At 44.2% G+C, this 22,869-nt stretch carries 20 protein-coding genes; 13 read left to right on the top strand and 7 right to left on the bottom strand.

Annotation, left to right across the window (positions count from 1 at the left end; genetic code table 11):
• Positions 1–123: 123 nt before the first annotated feature.
• The 6 genes from OCV57_RS08335 to OCV57_RS08310 form a co-directional block, all read right to left on the bottom strand.
• Entirely contained in the window at positions 124–1,050 is a 927-nt protein-coding gene (locus OCV57_RS08335) for a DMT family transporter (protein WP_267301127.1), read from the bottom strand.
• A 77-nt stretch (positions 1,051–1,127) separates the two neighbouring features.
• Positions 1,128–1,850, bottom strand: a complete 723-nt coding sequence (locus OCV57_RS08330; RefSeq protein ID WP_267301125.1) for a hypothetical protein — start codon at positions 1,848–1,850, stop codon at positions 1,128–1,130.
• Between the two features lie 262 nt (positions 1,851–2,112).
• Positions 2,113–2,670: an SseB family protein gene (locus OCV57_RS08325; RefSeq protein ID WP_022287165.1), complete on the bottom strand. Its 558-nt coding sequence runs from the start codon at positions 2,668–2,670 to the stop codon at positions 2,113–2,115.
• A gap of 6 nt (positions 2,671–2,676) precedes the next feature.
• A complete protein-coding gene (locus OCV57_RS08320; protein WP_117892096.1) occupies positions 2,677–3,636 on the bottom strand; it encodes a glycosyltransferase family 2 protein in 960 nt (319 codons plus the stop codon).
• Between the two features lie 9 nt (positions 3,637–3,645).
• A complete protein-coding gene (locus tag OCV57_RS08315) occupies positions 3,646–4,434 on the bottom strand; it encodes a TatD family hydrolase (RefSeq protein ID WP_317245356.1) in 789 nt (262 codons plus the stop codon).
• A 143-nt stretch (positions 4,435–4,577) separates the two neighbouring features.
• Entirely contained in the window at positions 4,578–5,963 is a 1,386-nt protein-coding gene (locus tag OCV57_RS08310; protein WP_046439559.1) for a glycine--tRNA ligase, read from the bottom strand.
• Positions 5,964–6,165: 202 nt separating this feature from the next.
• Between OCV57_RS08310 and dusB the strand changes: the two genes are divergently transcribed.
• The 9 genes from dusB (at position 6,166) to OCV57_RS08265 (ending at position 15,497) form a co-directional block, all read left to right on the top strand.
• Positions 6,166–7,146, top strand: a complete 981-nt coding sequence (gene dusB, locus OCV57_RS08305) for a tRNA dihydrouridine synthase DusB (RefSeq protein WP_267301124.1) — start codon at positions 6,166–6,168, stop codon at positions 7,144–7,146.
• Between the two features lie 3 nt (positions 7,147–7,149).
• Complete coding sequence (rsmI, locus tag OCV57_RS08300) at positions 7,150–7,974, top strand: 16S rRNA (cytidine(1402)-2'-O)-methyltransferase (protein WP_117863667.1); 825 nt, start codon at positions 7,150–7,152, stop codon at positions 7,972–7,974.
• 136 nt (positions 7,975–8,110) lie between these two features.
• Complete coding sequence (locus tag OCV57_RS08295) at positions 8,111–8,734, top strand: class I SAM-dependent methyltransferase (protein ID WP_118163711.1); 624 nt, start codon at positions 8,111–8,113, stop codon at positions 8,732–8,734.
• 1 nt (position 8,735) lies between these two features.
• A complete protein-coding gene (gene rimI, locus OCV57_RS08290) occupies positions 8,736–9,197 on the top strand; it encodes a ribosomal protein S18-alanine N-acetyltransferase (RefSeq protein WP_267301123.1) in 462 nt (153 codons plus the stop codon).
• Positions 9,187–9,900: a tRNA1(Val) (adenine(37)-N6)-methyltransferase gene (locus OCV57_RS08285; RefSeq protein WP_117927319.1), complete on the top strand. Its 714-nt coding sequence runs from the start codon at positions 9,187–9,189 to the stop codon at positions 9,898–9,900. The genes rimI and OCV57_RS08285 overlap by 11 nt, the downstream gene beginning before the upstream one ends.
• A gap of 142 nt (positions 9,901–10,042) precedes the next feature.
• The gene (gene tsaD, locus OCV57_RS08280; protein WP_267301122.1) at positions 10,043–11,059 is read left to right on the top strand and encodes a tRNA (adenosine(37)-N6)-threonylcarbamoyltransferase complex transferase subunit TsaD; all 1,017 of its coding nucleotides are present in this window, start codon (positions 10,043–10,045) and stop codon (positions 11,057–11,059) included.
• 4 nt (positions 11,060–11,063) lie between these two features.
• Positions 11,064–11,624: a transposase gene (locus tag OCV57_RS08275; protein ID WP_267301121.1), complete on the top strand. Its 561-nt coding sequence runs from the start codon at positions 11,064–11,066 to the stop codon at positions 11,622–11,624.
• Positions 11,621–14,176, top strand: coding sequence for a DNA polymerase I (polA, locus tag OCV57_RS08270; protein ID WP_267301120.1), 2,556 nt, complete (start codon positions 11,621–11,623; stop codon positions 14,174–14,176). Before OCV57_RS08275 ends, polA begins: the two co-directional genes overlap by 4 nt.
• A gap of 325 nt (positions 14,177–14,501) precedes the next feature.
• Entirely contained in the window at positions 14,502–15,497 is a 996-nt protein-coding gene (locus OCV57_RS08265) for a diacylglycerol/lipid kinase family protein (RefSeq protein ID WP_267301119.1), read from the top strand.
• A gap of 97 nt (positions 15,498–15,594) precedes the next feature.
• On the opposite strand, the gene OCV57_RS08260 is transcribed toward OCV57_RS08265, so the two are convergent.
• Positions 15,595–16,380: a helix-turn-helix domain-containing protein gene (locus OCV57_RS08260; RefSeq protein ID WP_022287153.1), complete on the bottom strand. Its 786-nt coding sequence runs from the start codon at positions 16,378–16,380 to the stop codon at positions 15,595–15,597.
• Positions 16,381–16,502: 122 nt separating this feature from the next.
• On the opposite strand from OCV57_RS08260, the gene OCV57_RS08255 reads away from it, so the two are divergent.
• The 4 genes from OCV57_RS08255 to OCV57_RS08240 all read left to right on the top strand — a co-directional run bounded on the left by OCV57_RS08255 (position 16,503) and on the right by OCV57_RS08240 (position 22,840).
• The gene (locus tag OCV57_RS08255) at positions 16,503–17,972 is read left to right on the top strand and encodes an alpha-N-arabinofuranosidase (protein WP_267301118.1); all 1,470 of its coding nucleotides are present in this window, start codon (positions 16,503–16,505) and stop codon (positions 17,970–17,972) included.
• Between the two features lie 21 nt (positions 17,973–17,993).
• Positions 17,994–19,568, top strand: a complete 1,575-nt coding sequence (locus OCV57_RS08250) for a xylulokinase (RefSeq protein ID WP_267301117.1) — start codon at positions 17,994–17,996, stop codon at positions 19,566–19,568.
• Between the two features lie 144 nt (positions 19,569–19,712).
• Entirely contained in the window at positions 19,713–20,402 is a 690-nt protein-coding gene (gene araD / locus OCV57_RS08245; RefSeq protein ID WP_038672739.1) for an L-ribulose-5-phosphate 4-epimerase, read from the top strand.
• A 386-nt stretch (positions 20,403–20,788) separates the two neighbouring features.
• On the top strand, positions 20,789–22,840 hold the full coding sequence (locus tag OCV57_RS08240) for a dynamin family protein (RefSeq protein WP_038673497.1): 2,052 nt from the start codon (positions 20,789–20,791) through the stop codon (positions 22,838–22,840).
• The last annotated feature ends 29 nt before the right edge of the window (positions 22,841–22,869 follow it).

The raw sequence follows: 22,869 nt of genomic DNA, 5'->3' as shown, positions 1-22,869 counted from the left end.
TAAAAAACCATACACAATTCATTATAACACAGCTACATATAAAAATCAACATTTTAAACAGTCTTTAGAACGATTTTGAATAAAAAAGCTCATATGCAAAAGCATATGAGCATAGTTACAATATTATTTGTTCCCTTTTCTCTGAACAATAAAGATACCCGAGCATACAAGGATAAGTGCGGCTATCCCCTGAACGCCAAAAATGCCTTTTTCACCAAGCAGGATAGTTGAAAGCAGCACTCCGCACACAGGGTTCATAAAGCCGAAAATCGCCACCTTTGAAACAGGGTTGTGCTTCAAAAGCACTGCCCACAGAGAATATGCCGCCGCTGATACAAAGGCAAGATACAAAAGCATCAAAAAAGCCTTTGCGCTCATGTGACCAAGCCTGCCGCCCATTAAAAAGCCTATGACAGTGAGAACTGCTCCACCGAAAACGAACTGCCAGCCGCTAAGCATAACAGGGTCTTCTGTTTCGGAATAGCGCTTCATATATACCGATGAAAAAGCGTATGCACAGGTGCAAAGAAAAATAAATCCGTCCCCGAGAAAGTTAAAGCTTACCCCAGAAAGTCCCCCGAGATTTATAACAATGATACCCGAAAATCCAAGTATACAGCCTGCTATTTTCACAGCGGTGAGCTTTTCAAGCTTGTATAAAAGCGATGACACAAGTATCGCAATAAAAACGTTCGCCCCAACTATTATCGCTGCCTTTACCCCCGTTGTGTGGGCAAGACCTATGTAGTAGAAAAAATACTGCAAAATTGTCTGAAAAAGGCTTATTATCATGATCTTTGGTATGGAAGTCTTTGTTGGCAGGAGAATTTTTCTCTCCGCTCCGCTTCCCATGGCAAGAGCCATTAGCCCTGCCACAAAAAATCTTATGCCCCCAAACACAAGCTGAGAGCCGCTGTCATTGGTGGTTATGTTCATAAGGCTGTAGCCTATTTTCACGCAGGAAAATGCACTTCCCCACAGCATACAGCATATGGACGCAAGGACAGCCACTACCCATGTTTTTGTCAGAATATCTTTTTTCTCGTTCATACATTATCCTATCTATAGCAAATTGTGGATCTTCACAGAAAGACCGCAGCGGCGTAAAATGCTGCTGCGGTCGAAAGTTACTTTTTGTATTTTTTTGCTTTCTTTTCCTTTTTGCGTTTCTTCTTGTTTTCCTTTATTATCTTCAAAGGGTCGCCGAAACGTTCCTTATCGTCCTTGACAGGTTCGATAGTTTCGCTCTTTGTCATGATATCCGTCATCTGCTGTAAAAGCATGGACTCCTCGAACATATCCACAGCTTCCTCGCAGGTGTCAGCCTTGCCGTCCACAAGAAACTGTTTTATCTGCTGAACGTTCTTCATATAGTCAAGTGACATGAAAGGCACTCTCTTTTCAAGAGCCTTGTAATAATCATCTCTCTGACGTTCTACCTGCTTTATTCTGTCATCAAGCATTATTATCTGTTCGTTTATGCCCTCGTTCACTTCAACCTGCTTCTGTTCAGCAGCAGTAAGTCTGTATTTGTTGAGAGCGATACCGAAAACGCCTACACCGATAAAAATAAGTGCACCTGCAATAATGCCCACTATAATAAGCTTTGTGCCAAGGAGCAGCCACAGCAGCAGGAAAGCCGCCACGCCGATAGCCGCACTTATGCCCACAGCCTTAACGATCTTATTTTTTATATTGAAGTTTTTGACAACATAGTCGTTGTCATGGATATAGGTTTTGAGATATTCCTTGTTTTCCTTGCTGACCGTTACAGCGTCCTCAAACTCAAAATATCTTTCAAAGTATTCGGCAGCACGGTCAATTTTTTCAAGCTCAGTTTCGTTAGCCATATATACTCCCTCAGATCACGAAAAAAATTTCTAAAAGCAGAATCTTTTAGTCTTTTGCGTGGTGCGTGATAGTGAACACTGCACAAATAACACGCTTTATTTCCCACCATATTACTACAATTATAACACACGGCATGATCTTTGTCAACTATATTAAGCATAGTTTTCGTAAAAATAAGACACGGACTTCTGTAATTAGATTTTTATAGACAGGTAAAAAAAGAGGACGGACACAGTCCGTCCTCCGATATGCTTAAGTATCTTACTCTGCTGTTTCGTTGTTTGTAACAGCAATGTCAGGAGCTTCGCCATTTTCAGCAGCTTCTTTAGCCGCCTTGCGCTCCTTTGCTACTCTTATGAGAGTCTGCTTGATAGACTCAAGCATTTCCTGAGTGAAAGGAAGGTTCTCGCCAAATGGGTTTACAACAAATCCCTGTACCTTTGGCGTCTGCTCAGTGAGAGCAGCTATATCCTGAAATCTCATTGCAAAGCTCTGGAATGGCTTGTCATACTGAAGTTTTTTAGCCTCCTCAGGGGAAGTGAAAACAGGGAAAAATGTGCCGTTTGTTTTGTTGTTGTTGAGAAGAATGAACTTAGCCTTGCTCTTGTCCTCAAAATTAACATGGTTTTCAGCGTCGGCAACAAGCTCTGTTGTCTTTTCTACCATTGCAGGCACGAGAAATGTGCAGGCAAGTGCTGTGTTTATTACCTTGTTTTGAGTTTCGGCACAGAAATTCTTTCTCATTTCTGCGATAGCTTCTATAAGCTTAGGGTTGTTGTCGAAATTTGGTTTCTGATTGTTAGCCTTGAGTTCTGCCATTTTTAATTACTCCTTGTCTGTTTCTTCAAGATTTGTTTCGATTATAAATTTAGGTCTAGCCTTTGTTTCCAAATAGATCTTGCCTATATATTCTCCGATAATGCCTATAGCCAAAAGCTGAAGTCCGCCTATCGCCCATATAGACGTGATAGTTGAAGCCCAGCCCTGAACAGTGTGTCCCACTGCCCATGTTATAAGGAAATATATAAGCATTATAAGTGATACTAAAAATACTATTATACCGATAGTGGTGATAAATCTTATAGGCTTTACAGAAAGTGAGGTTATTCCCTCAACTGCAAAGGAAAGCATTTTTTTCAGCGGATATTTAGATTCGCCCGCCACACGCTCGTTTCTTACATACTTAACGATGTCGCTCTTGAAGCCGACCATAGGCACAAGACCTCTCAGAAACAGATTTACTTCCTTAAACTCTGCCAGAGCGTCTATAGCCCTTTTACTCATAAGTCTGTAATCAGCGTGATTATATGTTATCTCAACGCCCATATGCTCCAAAAGCTTGTAATATGCCTGAGCAGTTCCACGTTTGAAAGCGGTATCCTTTTCTCTCGATGAACGAACGCCGTAAACAATATCACAGCCCTCTGCCCTCTTATCAAGGAAGCCGTCAATAGCGTTTATATCGTCCTGCAAGTCAGCGTCCATGGAAACAACGATATCAGCATAGTTTCTCGCCGTCATAAGACCGGCCAGCAGTGCGTTCTGATGACCTTTGTTTCTTGAGAGCTTAAGACCTGTGAAAACAGGGCTTGCTTCGTGGAGCTTCTGTATTATCTCCCACGTTTTGTCCTTTGAGCCGTCGTCAACGAACATGACCTTGCTGTTCTGTGCGATGCGACCTTCTGCCTTCAGCTCATCGAACTTTTTTATAAGCGCTTCCGCTGTGATAGGCAACATTTGTTCCTCATTGTAGCATGGTATTACTACATACATAGTTTCTGTCATTTTGTTCTCTTATCCTTTCTCATATTCGATCCCGAACAGGCGGCAAGCGTTTCTATTTGTAATGTCAAGCACTTCCTGCGGATCAAGTTTTTTTATCTCAGCCACGACCTTTGCCACTTCTTCTATCATAGGGCTTTCGCACCTCTGTCCTCTGTAAGGAGGGGGCGCCATGTAAGGGCAGTCCGTTTCAAGAAGAAGCCTGTCCATTGGGACAACTTCAAGAGCACGTCTGGCTTTTTTAGCATTTTTAAAAGCAAGCGCACCTGTAAACCCGATGTACATACCAAGCCCAAGCACTATCTCTGCGGTCTCCGCCGAGCCTGAAAAGCAGTGAACTACACCTGACGGCGCATATTTGTTCAGCACGTCAAGGCAGTCCTGAGTGGCTTCACGGCAGTGAACTATAACAGGCAGACTTTTCTTCACAGCATATTCCACCTGCTTGTCAAAAAGCTTTATCTGTCTTTCTTTGTCATATCCCTCATAATGATAGTCAAGCCCTATCTCACCGACCGCAACAAGCTTGTGAGTAGAGCAGGCTTTCAAATAAAGCTCGTCAAGCACCTGCATATAATTTTCAGGAAGAGTATCCATACACTCAGGGTGAAAGCCCACAGAGGTATAGAAATTCTCATATTTTTTCGCAGTTTCAATTCCGAACAAAGACGATCTTTCGTCTGTTGCAGCGTGGCAGACCTTGTCTACAGGAGAGTCAGGGTCGCAAAGAAGCCTGTCAAGGACTTCGTATCTGTCCTCATCGAAAGCGTGATCGTCATAGTGACAATGTGAGTCAAATATATTTTTTATGGCAAGGACGTCCTTTCGTAAAAATATACAAACATATTATATCACAACTCGCCAATTTTGTAAAGCTTTTTATTGTAAAAACGGGCATAAAAAACGGGCGAACAAACCGTTCGCCCGCAAAGATCTTTATTTTACTAGAAAGCTATCTTCTTTTCGATATAAGCTACCAGCTCGTCGATCTTGATACGCTCCTGCTCCATTGTATCTCTGTCTCTTACTGTTACACAGCCGTCCTCAACAGAATCAAAGTCATATGTGATGCAGAATGGTGTACCGATCTCGTCCTGACGGCGATATCTCTTACCGATAGAACCTGCCTCGTCATAGTCAACAAGGAAGTGCTTTGAAAGCTCTGCATAAAGCTCGCCTGCCTGCTCGCTGAGCTTCTTGGAAAGCGGAAGAACGCAAGCCTTGAAAGGAGCAAGTGCAGGGTGGAAACGCATAACAGTTCTAACGTCAGGCTTCTCCTCTGTGCCGATGTTCTCTTCGTCGTATGCTTCGCAAACAACTGTCAGGAACAATCTCTCAACGCCAAGGGAAGGCTCGATAACGTATGGAACATATCTCTCGTTTGTTTCAGGGTCAAAGTAATCAAGGCTCTTACCGCTTGTCTTGATGTGCTGATTAAGGTCATAATCAGTTCTGTCGGCAACGCCCCAAAGCTCGCCCCAGCCAAATGGGAAGAGATACTCAAAGTCAGTTGTAGCCTTTGAATAGAAGCAAAGCTCCTCAGGTGAATGATCTCTCAGACGAAGGTTTTCTTCCTTGATGTTAAGGCTAAGGAGCCAATCCTTACAGAATCCTCTCCAGTAGTTGAACCACTCAAGGTCTGTGCCAGGCTTGCAGAAGAACTCAAGCTCCATCTGCTCAAACTCACGAACACGGAAAATAAAGTTACCCGGAGTGATCTCGTTTCTGAATGACTTACCTACCTGTGCAACACCGAAAGGTACTTTCTTTCTTGTTGTTCTCTGGATATTTGCAAAGTTTACAAAGATGCCCTGTGCAGTTTCAGGACGCAGATAAAGCTCAGACTTTGAGTCCTCAGTTACACCCTGAAATGTCTTGAACATAAGGTTGAACTGACGGATATCAGTGAAATTGTGGCTGCCGCAATCTGGGCATGGGATCTGCTTTTCCTTGATGTAGTCCATCATCTGCTCGTTTGTCCAGCCTGCAACGTTAGTGCCGTCGAAATCTTCGATAAGGTTGTCCGCTCTGTGACGTGTCTTACAGTCCTTGCAGTCCATAAGAGGGTCAGAGAATCCGCCGATGTGACCTGAAGCCACCCAAGTCTGCGGATTCATAAGAATAGCGGAGTCAAGGCCAACGTTGTACTTGTTCTCCTGAATGAACTTCTTTCTCCAAGCGTTCTTGATGTTAGTTTTCAGCTCAACGCCAAGCGGACCGTAGTCCCAAGTGTTTGCAAGACCGCCGTAGATCTCGCTTCCAGGGTATACAAAGCCTCTGTTTTTACAGAGAGCCACGATCTTATCCATGGTTTTTTCAGAATTATTCATGAAACATTCTCCTTATACAAAATATAATACTACCATTATATTTTATAGCAAAATTCCGCAAATGTCAAGGCGTTTCAGCGATTTATTACTTTGTGTAGTTATATGGCTTTTTATCGTTGCAAAAAATCACGCATTGTGCTATAATAAAATAGTATCGCTATGACTATTCGTGTATTGGAACATATTAGGAGAATTTGACTTGATGAACAGTTTTTTTATCGGAAACGTTGAAATAGAAAAGACCGCCGCATTAGCACCCATGGCGTCGGTGGCAGATAAATCATATCGCCTTATGTGCAAAGAGTATGGTGCGTCATATCTTGTGAGCGAGATGATATCATCGAAGGGTCTGTGCTTTGGCGACAAAAAGACTGCACGTCTTTGCGAGATTGAGAAAGAGGAACGCCCCTATGCTTTGCAGCTTTTTGGGGAAGACCCTTATTATATGGGAAAAGCGGCTTATAAGCTCAACGATTATTCCCCTGATATCATTGATATAAACATGGGCTGTCCTGTGCCTAAGATAGTAGGCAATGGTAGCGGCTCTGCACTTATGAAGCTTCCTGATACTGCGGCAGAGATATGCAGAGAGGTGGTAAAAAACGCAAACTGCCCTGTTACAGTGAAATTTCGTGCAGGCTGGGACGAAAACAGCATAAATGCAGTGAAGTTTGCAAAGCTCATGGAGCAGGCAGGGGCAAGCGCCGTCACCTGTCACGGCAGGACGAGAACGCAGTTTTATTCAGGCAAAGCCGATTGGGATATAATAAAGCAGGTAAAAGCCAACGTTAAGATACCCGTTATAGGCAACGGCGACGTTGTTGACGGAGAAAGCGCAAAGGCAATGTATGAGCAGACTGGCTGTGACCTTGCGATGATAGGCAGAGGAAGCTACGGCAGACCATGGGTTTTCCGTGACGTGAAGCATTATCTTGAAACAGGGGAAAAGCTTCCTGAGGTGAGCATAGAAGAAAAAATGGCAGTGATGAAAAAGCACTGCGAGCTTATATGCAAATACAAGGGCGAACGTCAGGGCATGAAAGAAGCCAGAAAAAACTGCGCATGGTATGTTAAAGGGCTGAAAGGCTCTGCAAGGCTAAGAGCGCAGTGCGGTGGGCTTAATACCATTTCTGACCTTTATGAGATGATAGACCACATACTTGCAAACGAGTTAGGAGAATAAACAATGGGAATTTTATCCGTAGTAGGAACGCCTATAGGCAACCTTGGAGATATGACATATCGTGCAGTTGAGACCCTGGAAAAGGCTGATTTTATCTGTGCAGAGGACACAAGAGTTACCGCAAAGCTTCTCAATTATTTTGACATAAAAACGCCACTTGTGAGCTATCACGAACACAATGCAAAACAGGTGGGCGAGAGCATTTTGAACAGGATAATGGCAGGCGAGAACGCCGCTATCGTCACAGACGCTGGTATGCCCTGCATTTCAGACCCTGGGGAGCTTCTTGTGAAGCTGTGCGCTGAAAACGGTGTTAAAGTGGAGGTAGTACCAGGTCCGTCAGCGGTGGTATCAGCACTTGCCATAAGTGGACTTGACACTGCAAGATTTCAGTTCGAGGGCTTTTTGTCAACCACCAAGAAGCAAAGATTAAATCATCTTGCCTCGGTGAAAAACTGCACCAATACCCTCATTTTCTATGAAGCCCCCCACAAGCTCATCTACACTTTGAAGGATATGCTGGAATATTTTGGTGACAGAAGAATATCTCTTTGCAGGGAGCTTACAAAGATACACGAAGAAGTTTTCCGCACCACCCTTGCGCAGGCTGTGGAATATTATGAAGCCAACAAGCCAAAGGGCGAATTTGTGCTTGTTATCGAGGGTGCAAAAGAGGACGAGCTTTGCCCTGTGGAGAATATCGAAGAAGCGCTGGAGCAGGTAAAAGCCCTTGTGGAAAAGGGGATGCGTGGCGCTGACGCCTGCCGTGAGATAGCAAAGGCGACTGGATTTTCTAAGGGGGAGCTTTACGGACTCTTGTTTAAATGAGGAATGAGGAGTGAGGAATGAGGAATTAAGGTATCGCCTGCGGCGATTATCATTTCTCGTAGGGGCGAACATTGTTCGCCCGTTGGCTTTCGCAATTTGTATATTATATATTAATTTAGATTTTTGAGGTGATTTTATGAGCATAAAAGAATACATAGGCGGACAGTGTGCTAATCCAGAGGGATTGGGCGGTATAGCCTGTGCAAAATTCATGAATTTTTTCAATGCAGAGCACTACAGAGCGGTGAAAAAATTTGTCTGCAAGCTTGACGGTGCAAGGATATTGGATATAGGCTTTGGAAACGGTGTGACTATCAAAAAGCTTAGCAAGAATATAAACGCTAAATTCTATGGCGTTGACATTTCTGCGGATATGGTGGAAAAAGCCAAGCGAAAAAACCGTGACGGAGTGAATACCAACAAGGTGATCTTACAGCAGGGAAAAGCTGAGGAGCTTCCTTATAACGATGATTTTTTTGACACTGTTTACACTGTGAACACCATTTATTTCTGGGAGGACACCGCAAAAGTTCTTGACGAGGTAAGGCGAGTTCTCAAAGACGGCGGCAATTTTATCTGCACATTCTATACAAAGGGCTACCTTGATAAGCTCCCGTACTGCGACACAGGTTTTGACAAGTTCACTCCTCAGCAGGTGCGTTCAATGGCTAGAGAGCGTGGCTTCCATGATGTAAAAGTCAAAATTCTGAGCGACTGCAAGGCGTATTGCCTTGTTGGCACGAAAATAGAGGGCGAATAAGGTGGCAGATGTGACCATTGTGCCTCTTTCAGAGGAAAACGTACAGCTTTTTTCACAAACTGCGGCGAAAATTCTGCCCGAAGCTTGGAGTTTTGAAACCTACAAAAAACAGCTTTCAAACTCTGACGATATATCGTTTCTTGCCCTTTGTAATGGCGAAGCCGCAGGCTTTATAAGTGTGTGGTGCGTCTGCGGAGAAGCTGAGATAAACAATATAGGCGTTTTGGAGAAGTTCCGCAGAATGGGCATTGCAAAAGCCCTTTTTGACAGCGCATACAATGCCGCAAAGGCTGAAAAATGGTATCTTGAAGTGCGGGAGTCAAACCTTGGGGCTATAAGCTTTTACGAAAAATTGGGCTTTGAGAGGGTAGGCATGAGAAAAAATTTCTACACCGCCCCCACGGAAAATGCTGTTTTAATGGCACTTCAACCCACTGAAAATGGAGAAATAAATGACATATAACGATTTTACATTTGAGTCCTTGGGCGAGGGCATTGAGATATGTATATCTGACGAACACCGTTTTGGTACTGACGCCTTTCTGCTTGCGGATTTTTCAGCAGGACGGCACAAGGATATCTGCGCAGACCTTTGCACAGGAAGCGGCATAATAGCGCTTCTTCTGCACAAATTTTACAAGCCGCAGAAGATATATGCTGTTGAGATACAGGAAAAGGCTCACGAACAGCTTAAAGTATCTCTTGAGAGGTCGAAAATAGATACTATCCAGCCTGTTTTGGGCGACTTGAATGATTGGCGAAGCGAAAAAGAGCTTGACCTTATCACTTGCAATCCGCCCTACAAGATAAACAACACAGGTGCAAAAAATGACAGCGAAGCGGTTTCTATCGCACGGCATGAAATGCTCTGCACTATTGATGACGTGTGCAGATGTGCAAAGAAAAATCTGAAATTCGGTGGCAGGCTTTGCATATGCAACCGCCCCGAGCGCTTATGCGATATAATGACGGCAATGAGAGCCAGTGGCATCGAGCCGAAGCGTTTGCGGACAGTTCACAAAAACCCAGAGTGTCCCCCATGGCTTATTCTCGTTGAGGGCAAAAAGGGCGGAAAGCCTTTTGTGCAGATAGAAAAGCCGTTGTATGTGCGTTCCGCAGACGGGGGAAACTCGGCTGAAATGAAGAGAATATACGGACTTCCTTGAAAAGTGAGGAATTAAGGTATCGCCTGCGGCGATGATTATTTTTTCGTAGGGGCGACCTTTGTTCGCCCGCTTGCTCCAATTTGTCTGCTTATTAAATGTATATGATATGCTTATATTTACGAAATAAAAAGAGGGTAATAAAATGAAGATTTTAGGAATAGAAAGCTCCTGCGATGAAACAGCCTGCTCTGTTGTGGAGGACGGAAAAACGGTGCTTTCAAATATAGTTGCAAGTCAGATAGACGAACACAGGCTTTATGGTGGAGTTGTGCCTGAGATAGCCTCACGCCGCCATGCGGAGAACATAACATGGGTAACAAAAGCCGCTCTTGAAGAAGCAAACTGCACAATGGACGATATCGACGCTGTTGCAGTGACCTATGCCCCGGGACTTATCGGAGCACTTCTCGTGGGAGTGAGCTTTGCAAAGGGACTTGCAATGAGTGCAGGCAAGCCTCTTGTGCCTGTTCACCATATCGCAGGTCACATTGCCGCAAATTATATCTCCCACCCTGAGCTTAAACCGCCTTATCTTTGCTTGGTCGTGTCAGGAGGACATTCACATATTGTAGAGGTGCTTGATTATTCAAGATATCATGTTATAGGCAGAACAAGAGATGATGCCGCAGGCGAGTGCTTTGACAAGGTAGCGAGAACATTGGGCTTTGAGTATCCGGGCGGAAAGTTTATCGACAATGCCGCAAAGTCAGGTGATCCTAATGCCTATAAGCTCTCTCACCCAAAGGTGCAGGGCAGTGAATATGACTTCTCTTTCAGCGGACTAAAAACTGCCGTTATAAACCTTGTGCATAATGCCGCACAAAAGGGCGAAACTGTCAATGTGAACGATATGGCGGCTTCGTTTCAGAACACCATATCCGACATTCTTGTAGACAAAGCAATGCTTGCCGCAAAAGATCTTGGGTATACTACCATAGGGCTTGCAGGCGGCGTTTCGGCAAACTCAGGGGTAAGAGAGAAGCTTCAAAAAGCCTGTGACAAGCGTGGCTATAAGCTTTATATGCCTGAGTTCAAATACTGCGGCGACAACGGTGCAATGATAGCCTGTCAGGGATATTTTGACTATCTTGCAGGCAGACGAGCAGACGAAAGCCTTAACGGCATAGCAACGCTGTCGCTGGATAAGATTTCGGAATAATCTTATGGATAAACCTGTAAGGAAAATCATAAGACTTGACAATTATGATTATTCAAAAAATGGACTTTATTTTATTACCATATGTACTGTCCACAAAAACGAGTTGTTGTGGGCAACAGATGTAGGGGACGGCGCCACCGACGTCCCGTTATGTTGCGCACACGCTGTCGGAAAGGTCTATCTTTCAAGCTTTGGTAAAATTATCAGAGATAATATCCACAGAGCAAACAGTGTCTATGATGACAAAAAGATATTGCAATATGTCATAATGCCAAATCATATCCATTTTATACTGAAAATCGGTGCGGGAGTCAGCGGGACGTCGAGGGCGCCGTCCCCTACAAACGAGATAGTTCCACAGTATGTGTCAATGTTGAAAAGATTTATAAATAAGGATATTGGTTTTAATATTTTTCAGCGTTCATATTATGACCATATCATCAGAAACCAAAAAGAATATATAGCAATTTCAAAATACATACACAATAACCCTATCAAGTGGGACGTTGACGAGTATAATCCAAGAAATGAGAACAATAAAGCGGAGGTGCTTGGACTAGAATGAAACTACTAGCCATAGACGGAAACAGCATAATGAACAGGGCTTTTTACGGAATAAAGCTGCTGTCAAATTCAAAGGGACAGTTCACGAATGCCCTTACGGGGTTTATGAATATTTACCTCAAGGAGATAGGCGAGGTAAAGCCTGACTGCGTGGCAGTGGCTTTCGACCTTAAAGCCCCTACTTTCAGACACAAGGCAAATGCCGCCTACAAAGCCAACCGAAAGGGTATGCCTGAGGAGCTTGCTCAGCAGATGCCTGTGATAAAAGAGCTTTTGGGCGACCTTGGTATAAAGATAGTACAGTGCGAGGGCTATGAAGCAGACGATATTCTCGGTACGCTCTCAAAAGCCGCCGCAGATTCAGGCAACGAGTGCTATATCCTCACTGGTGACAGGGACAGCTTTCAGCTCGTTTCCGACCGTGTGACAGTGCGCCTTGCCACCACAAAGGAAACAAAGATATATACCCCTGACAGGATAATGGAAGAATATGGCGTTACCCCTCGTCAGATGATAGAGGTAAAGGCTCTTATGGGAGATACCTCAGACAATATCTCAGGCGTAAAGGGCATTGGCGAAAAGACCGCCCTTTCCCTTATCAAGCAGGAGGGCGATGTCAAGACCCTTTATGAACACCTCGCAGATATCAAGCTTACCCCGTCTGTGCGCACAAAGCTTGAAAATGGTCATCAGGACGCTATAGACAGCCGCTTCCTTGCCGAAATATGTCTTGAAGCCCCTGTTGAGAAAGCTACAGAGTTTTATAAGCTGGGCGAGGTTGATACCGAGAAAACAAAGGCTCTCCTTGCCGACCTTGAAATGATGCGCCTTATAGACAGATTGGGTCTTAGCGGAAAAGCTGTGGAAAGCGCAGACAGCGCAGTGCAGGAAAGCAAGCTAAAGTTTTCCGACCTGCCTAAGTTTGAGGTCAAGCCACTTGATGAGAGCGTTATATCTGTTCTCGGCAAGGACAAAACAGTGTATTTTATCTTTGCCGACAATAAACTTTCTATCCTCTGTAACGATGTTATCTACACCACCGAGGACAATGCAATTATCACAGCTTTCATGGGAACAGCCTGCGAAAAAATAACCTTTGAGGGCAAAACTGCCCATAAGTTTGCGTTCTCAAATGGCACTCACCTTGAAAACCTCACTTTCTGCTGTGACCTTGCAGGATATCTTCTCAATTCACAGTCAAGCGAGTATACAGCGGAAAATCTTTGTCTTTCATATAAGTGCCTTTACCGCTCTGATATGGGGGAATATGCAGACCTTTCAAGCCTGCCTGCTCTTAGTGAAAATCTGGAAAAACAGCTTGAAATGACAGAAATGACAAAGCTATTCGACGATATCGAAATGCCACTTTGCGAAGTGCTTGCTTCAATGGAGTTTTACGGTGTAAAGGCTGACGCAGAGGGCATAAAGGCTTTCGGTGAGGACTTGAAAATAAAGATAGACGAGCTTACTTCGCAGATATATATGTATGCAGGCAAGGAGTTCAATATAGCTTCCACAAAACAGCTTGGGGAGGTGCTTTTCGAGGACTTGGGTCTGCCTGCAAAGAAGAAAACAAAGTCTGGCTATTCCACTAATGCGGACGTTCTTGAAAGCCTTATGGACAAGCACCCTATCGTGCCTCTTATCGTTGAATACCGCACACTCACAAAGCTCAATTCCACCTATGTTGACGGACTTTTGAAGCTTATCCACCCTGACGGCAGAGTTCATTCTGTTTTCAAGCAGACCGAAACAAGAACAGGCAGGATATCTTCCACCGAGCCTAATATGCAAAATATCCCCGTGAGAAAAGAGATAGGCAGGAATATGCGTAAATTCTTTGTTGCCGAGGACGGCTATACTCTTCTTGACGCTGACTACAGCCAGATCGAGCTTAGAGTGCTTGCTTCCGTGTGCGGTGACAAAAATATGCAGGAAGCTTTCTCAGAGGGCAGAGATATCCATACCTCAACGGCGGCACAGGTCTTTGATATCCCTGAGGATTTTGTCACCCCTGAAATGAGAAGTGCGGCAAAGGCTGTAAACTTTGGTATAATCTATGGCATAGGAGCATTTTCTTTGTCGAAAGATATTGGCGTGACCGTTGCGGAAGCAAAAAGATACATCAAGAATTATCTTGACAACTTCCCGAAAGTATCTGAATTTATGGATAAGACAGTTGATGACGGCATAAAAAACGGCTATGTCACCACCCTTTTCGGCAGAAGAAGATATATCCCTGAGCTTTCTGCTTCAAACAAGGTCTTGCAGGCTTTTGGAAAGAGGGCGGCAATGAACGCACCTATCCAAGGTGCTGCGGCTGATATCATAAAGATAGCAATGGTAAGAGTATACAAAAAGCTCAGAGAAGAAGATCTTGACGCAAGGCTTATTTTGCAGGTGCATGACGAGCTTATTATAGAAGCGGCTGAAAAAGACAAGGATAGAGCCGAAAAGATACTCAAAGATGAAATGGAGAACGCTGTAAAGCTTGCTGTGCCAATGACAGTGGACGTAAACAGCGGCAGAAGCTGGTACGAAGCGAAAGACTGATTTTTTTAGTGAGGAATGAGGAGTGAGGAATGAGGAATTAAGGTATCGCCTGCGGCGATGATCTTGATTTCTATATGTAGGGGCGAACAGCGATCACCCGTTTATCCGTATTGCTTATTTTATATGTTTTGCTCTTATTATCTTTGTCACCTTCGTGGTTTGGCTGACAATTTGTTTGTGATTGTTGACGACTTTTTGACGGCTGTCACAATAATACTTGACTTTTGTGAAATTTGTGGTATAATTCTCTATGTAAAAAGTGTGTAAGAAAGATAGATAAAAAGTAGAATAATAGGAATTTGAAAAACGAAAAGGGGCTGGGAAAATGAAAAAATTGCTTTTTGTGTTCAACCCCCATGCTGGCAAGGGACAGATAAAAGATAACCTTTGCGACATTGTGGATATTTTTACAAAGGGCGGCTATGAGGTAGTCACATACCCTACGCAGGCTAAGCTTGACGGCTATAACAAGCTTTGCCAGTGCGGTCAGGATTATGACATGATAGTCACATCAGGCGGTGACGGAACATTGTCTGAGGCTGTCAAGGCAATGATGACATTTGATAAGAAAATACCGCTTGGATATATTCCTGCCGGTTCAACAAATGATTGTGCGCAGTCTTTGAGCATACCGAAAAAAATGCTTGACGCCGCAAGGGAGATAGTTGACGGCGTGTATTTTGATTATGACGTTGGTAAGTTCAACGGTCAGTATTTTGTGTATGTAGCAGGCTTTGGCGCCTTCACTGACGTTTCTTATGAAACCTCACAAACGATGAAAAACAAGTTTGGTCATGCCGCATATGTGGCAGAGGGGATAAAAAGGCTTTCAAAGATAACAGGTCAGCAAATGAGAGTGGAGCATGACGGCGAGGTAATAGAAGGAAGCTTTATACTCGGTCTTATCTCAAACACTATCTCAGTGGGCGGAATGAAAAAGCTTATTGCTTCCGGGGTGTGTTTTGACGACGGACTTTTCGAGGTGGTTCTGGTAAAGACCCCTAAGAACGCTATCGAGCTGAGCAACACCATAAATGAAGCAGTGCTTAATAAGCTCAACGATAAGCATTTTGTGACTTTCAAGACCTCAAAGGTCACATTCACAAGCGTGAATGAAGTTCCTTGGACGCTGGACGGAGAGTCAGGCGGAAAGCATACATATGTTGAGATAGAAAACTGCAAGCAGGCAATAAGATTCAAACTCAAACCCAATGACATAACCGCAGAGCAAACGGCTGTTCAGTGCAGTGCAGGGGATATGATAATGACCGAGGACGGCCACCCTGTTGTCATTGAAGATCAGTATGAGATAGAAGATTAAGCTGTTTTGCAGGGGCGACATTTGGTCGCCAGCCTTTTAATAGATATTTGACAGAACAAAAGCGGACGAATTCTTTTCGTCCGCTTTTTGCATATGCCTATTTCTTGTTTTTTAGCCGAAACTGGGAGGGGGTCATGTTGTATCTGCGTTTGAACTGCCGCATGAAATGCACGTCATTTTCGTATCCGCATACGGCGGCAATGTTTTTCACTGTCATGTCAGTGCTGAGAAGATAGTATTCAGCGTTTTTCATTCTTGCACAGAGTATATCCTCATAACAGCTCACACCGAAACGTGAGGTGTAAAGATACTGAAAGTGGGAGGGGCTTACGCTGAGAGTTTTCGCCATATCGGCAATGTTCCTGCTCCCGGAGGGGGAGCTGTAGATGTCAGCCCTGAGCCGCTCAAGTGCGTCAGCGTAGTGACTGCGCTTTCTTGGCGGCTGACCGCTCTTGCTGAGAGAATATTCCTCTCCAAGTCTTATGAGCAGCATTCTGAGCATAAGCTCGATATAATCCTCACGCCTGCCGCTTTCAGATAAGCTGAGTCTGCTTATGGTGGATAAGATATCCTCAGTTTTCTCTGCGTCTGATAACATAAAAATCGTATCATATGGGAGTGAATAGTCACGGGTGAGCGTATCGTCGCAATCAAAATGAAGCCAGTGGTTTATGTAAAAACCCTTGCAGGCACGATATATCTGCTCAGTGCCTTTTTTGTATAGTATTGCGCTGTCAGGAGAAACTGAGTATTCCCTGCCGTGCAAACGCACCACCGCAGAGGATTTGAATATAAGCAGAAGATTATCCCCCGAACCGTTTGGACGGCGTATATCAAAAGACCCGTCATGGCTGTAGTTTAGTCCCAAAGCGTGAAGTTCCATAGGTTTTTCCTTTCTAATTTCGTATGATGTATCAGTATAATAATAGGATATATCATTGTTGTTTTTTTGTCAAGTGATAAAATATAATTGAAACTAAAATCATATACTTTTAGGAGGTCACAATGAAGAATATTTCAATGCTTATCAATACCGCAGACAAACGTTCCCACATCAACCCGGAGATATACGGACACTTCTCCGAACATCTCGGCAGATGTATCTATAATGGAATGTACGTTGGCGAAAATTCTGAGATACCGAACATAAAAGGTGTAAGAAAAGACGTTATCGAAGCTTTCAAGGAGATAAAAATGCCTGTTCTCCGCTGGCCGGGAGGCTGCTTTGCTGACGAGTATCATTGGAAGGACGGCATAGGCGAAAAAACACAGCGCAAGAAAATGATAAACACCAATTGGGGCGGCGTGACAGAGGATAACTCTTTCGGCACAAATGAGTTCTTTGACCTGTGCGAGGAGATAGGCTGTGAGCCGTATCTTGCAGGAAATCTCGGAAGCGGCACTGTTCAGGAGCTTTCCGAGTGGATAGAATATATCACCTTTGACGGTGTTTCGCCTATGGCTGACCTGAGAAGAAAAAACGGCAGAGAAAAGCCTTGGAAGCTTAAATATCTTGGTATAGGCAACGAAAACTGGGGCTGCGGCGGCTCGATGCGCCCTGAGTATTACTGTGATGAATACAGAAGATATCAGAGCTTTTGCAAGAATTTCAGCGGCAATGAGCTTTACAAAATTGCCTGCGGACCAAATTCCAACGATTATAACTGGACGGACGTTGTAATGTCAAACCTTGGGGAGTGGCACACAAAGGCTATCTCTTTGCACTATTACACCGTTCCTACAGGAGATTGGAACAAAAAGGGCAGTGCAACTGAGTTTTCAGACGAGGAGTATTACGAAACCATATCAAAAACTCTATATATGGACGAGCTTATAAAACGTCACAGCGAGATAATGTCACGCCGTGATCCAGAGGGTAAGATAGGTCTTATAGTTGACGAGTGGGGCTGTTGGTATGACGTTGAGGAGGGCACAAACCCAGGTTTCCTCTATCAGCAGAACACAATGCGTGACGCTATCGTGGCGGCTTGCAATTTGAACATCTTCAATAACCACAGCGACAAGGTAGTAATGGCAAATCTTGCGCAGGCTGTGAACGTTTTGCAGTCTCTTATCCTCACAGAGGGCGAGAAAATGGTAAAGACGCCTACCTATCACGTCTTTGATCTTTTCAAAACTCATCAGGGAGGCGAGCTTTGCTACAGCTATGCCAACAATTGTCAGGCAGGCGGAAAGATCCCGATGATATCACAATCTGCCTCAGTAAAGGACGGCGTTCTCACTGTCACTATAGCGAACTGCTCTATAGATGATGACGCTCATATCTGCTGTGATATAGCAGGAGAAAATTATCAGAACATTGAGTGCAGGATACTTGACAATGAAGTAAGGGACTATAATGATTTTGATAACTGTGATAAGGTCGCACCAAAAGAGTACAGTGCGAAAATGACAGAAAAGGGCTTTGAGATAGACCTACCAAAATGCTCCGTTGTAGTTGTGACAATGAGATAAGGACTATAAGGAGAGTCAAAAATGACAGTAAAAGATAAAATTTTGCAGGGAAGAACATATCTTGGCATAGAACTTGGCTCAACAAGAATAAAGGCTGTTCTTATAGACGATAGCTTTTCTGTTATCGCATCAGGGTCGAAGCAGTGGGAAAACCGCTTTGAGAACGGCTGTTGGACATATTCTCTTGATGATATCCACGGGGGCATACAAGCCTGCTATAAAGACCTTGCAGAAAACGTAAAGGCACAGTATGGCATTTATCCTGAAACATACGGTGCAATGGGTATTTCTGCTATGATGCACGGCTATATGGCTTTTGATAAGAATGACAAGCTTCTTGTGCCTTTCAGAACATGGCGCAATACCATGACAGCTCAGGCGGCAGGAGAGCTTACAAAATTGCTGGGCTTCAATATCCCACAGCGTTGGAGCATCGCACATCTTTATCAGGCGGTGCTTAACAAAGAAGCCCATGTTCCTTATATCGCTTATATCAATACCCTTGCAGGCTATGTGCATAAAAGGCTCACAGACCGCTTTGAAGTTGGCGTTGGCGAAGCTTCAGGTATCTTCCCTGTGGAGGGCATAGGATACAAAAAAGAGTATTGCGAGCTTACAGAAAAAAGCCTTGCTGAAAAAGGCTTTGACCATAAGCTGAAAGATATCCTCCCTGCTGTGAGAAATGCAGGAGAAAAGGGCGCTGTCCTTACAGAAGAGGGCGCAAAGTTCCTTGACCCGGAGGGACGCCTCAAAGCAGGCGTGCCGGTCTGCCCGCCTGAGGGTGACGCAGGCACAGGCATGGTGGCAACGGACAGCGTGCTGAAAAAGACCGGAAACATCTCCGCAGGCACTTCCATATTTGCAATGCTCGTCCTTGAAAAGCCACTTAACGGTGTTTACGAGGAGATAGACGTTGTTACCACCCCTGACGGCTCGCCTGTGGCAATGGTGCATTGCAATAACTGCTGTTCAGAGCTTGACGCATGGGTGAATATGTTCGGTGAGTTCGCAAAGCTCACAGGCAATGAGATAGACAAGAGCAGGCTTTATGAAACTCTCTATAAAAATGCCATGACAGCCGACAGCTCATGCGGTGGCGTGACAGCCTATAACTGTCTTTCGGGTGAACCTGTTATAAAGCTTGACGAGGGCAGACCAATGTATTTCCGCACTCCCGACAGCACTTTGACCTTGGGCAGCTTTTTCAGAGCACAGCTTTATTCTTCTTTCACCGCACTGAAAATAGGCATGGATATACTTTTTGATAAAGAGCAGGTAAAGGCAGAAAAGATAACAGGTCACGGCGGACTTTTCAAGGTCAGCGGAGTGGCTTCACAGCTTATGGCAGACGCACTTTCTACCCCTGTTTCAGTAATGAAAACAGCAGGCGAAGGAGGAGCATGGGGCATGGCTATCCTTGCGGCGTATATGGAGCTTTCAAATGGCGAAAAGCTTGCAGACTTCCTTGACAAAAAGGTGTTCGCTGATATGGAAGTGACAACTTCTCAGCCTGAGCAGACAGGCTCAGAGGGCTATAAAAAATTCTTAAAAAGATATAAAAAGGGATTGGCGGCAGAAAAAAACGCACAGTTCTGAAAAAATCATAGAAATTCATATATAAATCGTAGTGGCGATCTGAGGTCGCCCACCTGCCCACTCAAACTGTCGGTGAGCTATTCACTTGGACGGAAAATGAGCAGACAAAAGGTGCATTTACCAAATCAGAGAAAGGAGAATTTTATGCTTGAAGAATTAAAACAACAGGTGTGCGAAGCAAATCTGCTTCTGCCGAAATATGGACTTGTCACATTCACATGGGGAAATGTTTCTGCTATCGACAGAGAAAAGGGCCTTGTAGTCATAAAGCCCTCAGGCGTGCCTTATGAGGGCATGACAGCCGATGATATGGTGGTAGTTGATCTTGAAAGCGGCAAGGTTGTAGAGGGAAAATATAAGCCTTCCAGCGATACTCCAACACATTTGGAGCTTTACAAAGCCTTTGATATCGGCGGAATAGTACATACCCACAGCCGCTGGGCAACATCTTTTGCTCAGGCAGGAAAGGGCATAATACCAATGGGCACAACTCACGCAGATTATTTTTACGGCGAGATACCATGCACAAGAGCAATGACCCCTGAGGAGATTGCAGGTGAGTATGAAAAGGAAACAGGCACTGTTATAATCGAGGCTTTCAAGGGTCTTGACGCAACTCAGATACCTGCCGTTCTGGTAAAAAGCCATGGCCCCTTTACATGGGGAAAGGACGCAGCAGAGGCTGTCCATAACGCAGTTGTCCTTGAAGAGGCTGCGTTCATGAACTTCCACGCAATGATGCTGAACCCTGAGATAGGTCATATGCAGCAGGAGCTTCTTGACAAGCACTTCCTTAGAAAGCACGGAAAGAACGCATATTACGGACAGAATTGATGTCAATGCCTCAAAAAGCATGATATAAGTCCGTTGAAAAAATGAGTCAAATAACGGGCGAACACTGTTCGCCCCTACATATAAAAGATTTGTTTAGCACATCCTCGATAAAATAGCGCCCCGATTTTCTGGGCGTTTTTTTGTGCCTTTGCTCACATATTGTGCAAAATGTATATTATGTGTACGCTGATTTGTACAAAAGGGTAGTTTTTTGTACTTGTTATAAGTAAATTCTTGACTTATGTTTTAATAATATGTTATAATTAAAATAATGTCACGGTAATATTTATTGTGTCACAGCGGAAATGAATGGAATATAGTATAGATATTACCTCAAGGCAATGCCATGCAAGGTTTGCCTTAGAAACGAGGAACGGAGGCTTGTAATGAAAAAGCAAATTGATTACGGCAGCTATGCGTCCTATAAGGAAACGGTAAAGGGTCTTACAGAGAACCTGAAATCGCTGCTTGGATTGAGCGAGGAGATCGCTCTTGTCAATACTGCGGAATCTATTCGGGAAACATTGGAGAAAACTGCCGAGGAGCATTTTGAGGTCGCTATAGTGGGCGAGTTCAAGAGAGGAAAGAGTACCCTTATCAACGCAATGCTGGGTCAGGAGGTACTTCCTGCTGACGTGCTGCCTGCAACGGCTACCCTTAACAGAGTTACATATAGCGAAGAGCCGTATGTGCAGGTGGAATACAAAAACGGCAAAAGTGAAAGGGTGGATATAAATAAGCTGGAGGACTATGTAACAAAGCTTACAGCAGAGTCGGAGGAAAGAGCCGAAACTGTCAAGGAAGCCACTGTTTATTATGATACCGAGTTCTGTAAGAACAACGTGGATATCATAGACACTCCGGGTCTTAACGACGATGACCAGATGACCAACGTTACTCTGTCTATCCTGCCGAAAATAGACGCAGCCGTTTTCGTTATCAGTGCAAACTCCCCTTTCTCACAGTTTGAGAAAGAGTTTCTTGAAAAGAAAATGCTTACTTCTGACGTGGGAAGAATTATCTTTGTTGTAAACTGCTTCGGTACTTTCTCACAGGCAGACGAGAACAAGATAGTCGAAACTGTAAGAGGACGTATCGGAAAATACGTTATGGAAAAGGCTAAAAAGGTCATGGGCGAGGATTCCCGTGAGTTTGCGGTCTATAAAAGAAAGATAGGAACTCCGAGAGTTATCGGCGTTTATGCAAAGCAGGCTCTTAATGCCAAGGAAACTGGGGATAAGGAAGCCCTTGAAAAGAGTAACTTCCCTGAGTTTGAAAAGGCTCTTGAAACCATGCTCACAAAAGAGCGTGGCGTTATCGCATTGCAGATCCTTGCAAATAAGATAACAAATTCGGGTACTGAGATACTTAGAAGCGTTGTTATGCAGGAAAACGCACTCATGATGGCTAACGATGAGTTCATGGAAAAGTATGACGAGGCTATCAAAGAGATAGGCGAGATAAGAAATAAGAAAAGACAGGAATTTGTCAAGATCAACGATGCCGCAAATCAGGTGTTCAATGACCTGCAGCCAGTTCTGGACAGCTATTGGACAAACATCGAGCAGACAGCTATGGAGGTTATAGACAACTTCCAGATGTCCTCTGACGATTTCAAGAAAGACCAGCTCAAGCTCGTTACCGCAAAGCTCACCGAGAAAATAAAGGAGAGCATAGAGGCAAGAGCGCAGATAATCTGCGAGCAGATACAGAACAGCATAAACTTCGCTGTTTCCTGTGAGGCTGAAAGACTTCAGGAATTTGAGGACGAGTTCTTCGAGTCCGTTACAAAGATACAGCAGATGTTCACTATCTCCGACAGAGTTTCAAAGAACGGCGGCGTAATGGATAAGATAATCGGCGTTGCTATCGGCTCTTACGGCGTCGGAGGATTGTTCCTGGGCTTTAGAGAGTCTGGCGTAAAGGGCGCACTTTTGGGCGGAGCAACAGGCTTTGCAGGATTTTATGCTACTTATTATACTGCTATATTCTTTGCAGGCTTCTTTGGCATCACCGCTACCCTGCCAGTGACCCTCTGCCTTATGGCTCTTGCAGGCATTGCAGGTACTTTTACTTCAAACTTTGCCGTTGATAAGATACTTGTTAAGGAAAGAATAGATAAGTATAAGTCAAACTTTAAAACTCAGGTGAGAAAGCAGTTCCACGAAATGAAGCTTAATAATGACTTCACTGAAACTGTCCGCCGTCAGGTATTCTCAGCATTTGAGGGTCTGAAGGGCAAGATCGAGAGCGAAACAGAGATAATCCTCCGTGATACTCAGGAAACACTTGATAATCTTAATGATCTTAAAACAGAAAAGAGCAACATTTCTCAGAAGGAAATGGAACGTCTCCATGATATTGCCGAGAGCGCAAGCGCTATAGTTCAGGAAGCATATCAGGTAAGACGTGTGCTTACCGAAGCTATGGAAAGCTGACGGTCATATAAAAATATTATTTTAAGATC

The sequence above is a fragment of the Hominimerdicola aceti genome (assembly GCF_025567495.1).
In the GTDB taxonomy this organism is placed as follows: Bacteria; Bacillota; Clostridia; order Oscillospirales; family Ruminococcaceae; genus Hominimerdicola; species Hominimerdicola aceti.
The sequence above is the reverse complement of the archived record's forward strand: the minus strand, read 5'-3'. Positions and strand labels throughout refer to the sequence as shown.

Coding starts and splice junctions, on each gene's coding strand:
- OCV57_RS08335 (WP_267301127.1), bottom strand. CDS start 1,050: ATGAACGAGAAAAAAGATATTCTGACAAAAACATGGGTAGTGGCTGTC.
- OCV57_RS08330 (WP_267301125.1), bottom strand. CDS start 1,850: ATGGCTAACGAAACTGAGCTTGAAAAAATTGACCGTGCTGCCGAATAC.
- OCV57_RS08325 (WP_022287165.1), bottom strand. CDS start 2,670: ATGGCAGAACTCAAGGCTAACAATCAGAAACCAAATTTCGACAACAAC.
- OCV57_RS08320 (WP_117892096.1), bottom strand. CDS start 3,636: ATGACAGAAACTATGTATGTAGTAATACCATGCTACAATGAGGAACAA.
- OCV57_RS08310 (WP_046439559.1), bottom strand. CDS start 5,963: ATGAATAATTCTGAAAAAACCATGGATAAGATCGTGGCTCTCTGTAAA.
- dusB (WP_267301124.1), top strand. CDS start 6,166: ATGAACAGTTTTTTTATCGGAAACGTTGAAATAGAAAAGACCGCCGCA.
- rsmI (WP_117863667.1), top strand. CDS start 7,150: ATGGGAATTTTATCCGTAGTAGGAACGCCTATAGGCAACCTTGGAGAT.
- OCV57_RS08295 (WP_118163711.1), top strand. CDS start 8,111: ATGAGCATAAAAGAATACATAGGCGGACAGTGTGCTAATCCAGAGGGA.
- OCV57_RS08285 (WP_117927319.1), top strand. CDS start 9,187: ATGACATATAACGATTTTACATTTGAGTCCTTGGGCGAGGGCATTGAG.
- tsaD (WP_267301122.1), top strand. CDS start 10,043: ATGAAGATTTTAGGAATAGAAAGCTCCTGCGATGAAACAGCCTGCTCT.
- OCV57_RS08275 (WP_267301121.1), top strand. CDS start 11,064: ATGGATAAACCTGTAAGGAAAATCATAAGACTTGACAATTATGATTAT.
- polA (WP_267301120.1), top strand. CDS start 11,621: ATGAAACTACTAGCCATAGACGGAAACAGCATAATGAACAGGGCTTTT.
- OCV57_RS08265 (WP_267301119.1), top strand. CDS start 14,502: ATGAAAAAATTGCTTTTTGTGTTCAACCCCCATGCTGGCAAGGGACAG.
- OCV57_RS08260 (WP_022287153.1), bottom strand. CDS start 16,380: ATGGAACTTCACGCTTTGGGACTAAACTACAGCCATGACGGGTCTTTT.
- OCV57_RS08255 (WP_267301118.1), top strand. CDS start 16,503: ATGAAGAATATTTCAATGCTTATCAATACCGCAGACAAACGTTCCCAC.
- OCV57_RS08250 (WP_267301117.1), top strand. CDS start 17,994: ATGACAGTAAAAGATAAAATTTTGCAGGGAAGAACATATCTTGGCATA.
- araD (WP_038672739.1), top strand. CDS start 19,713: ATGCTTGAAGAATTAAAACAACAGGTGTGCGAAGCAAATCTGCTTCTG.
- OCV57_RS08240 (WP_038673497.1), top strand. CDS start 20,789: ATGAAAAAGCAAATTGATTACGGCAGCTATGCGTCCTATAAGGAAACG.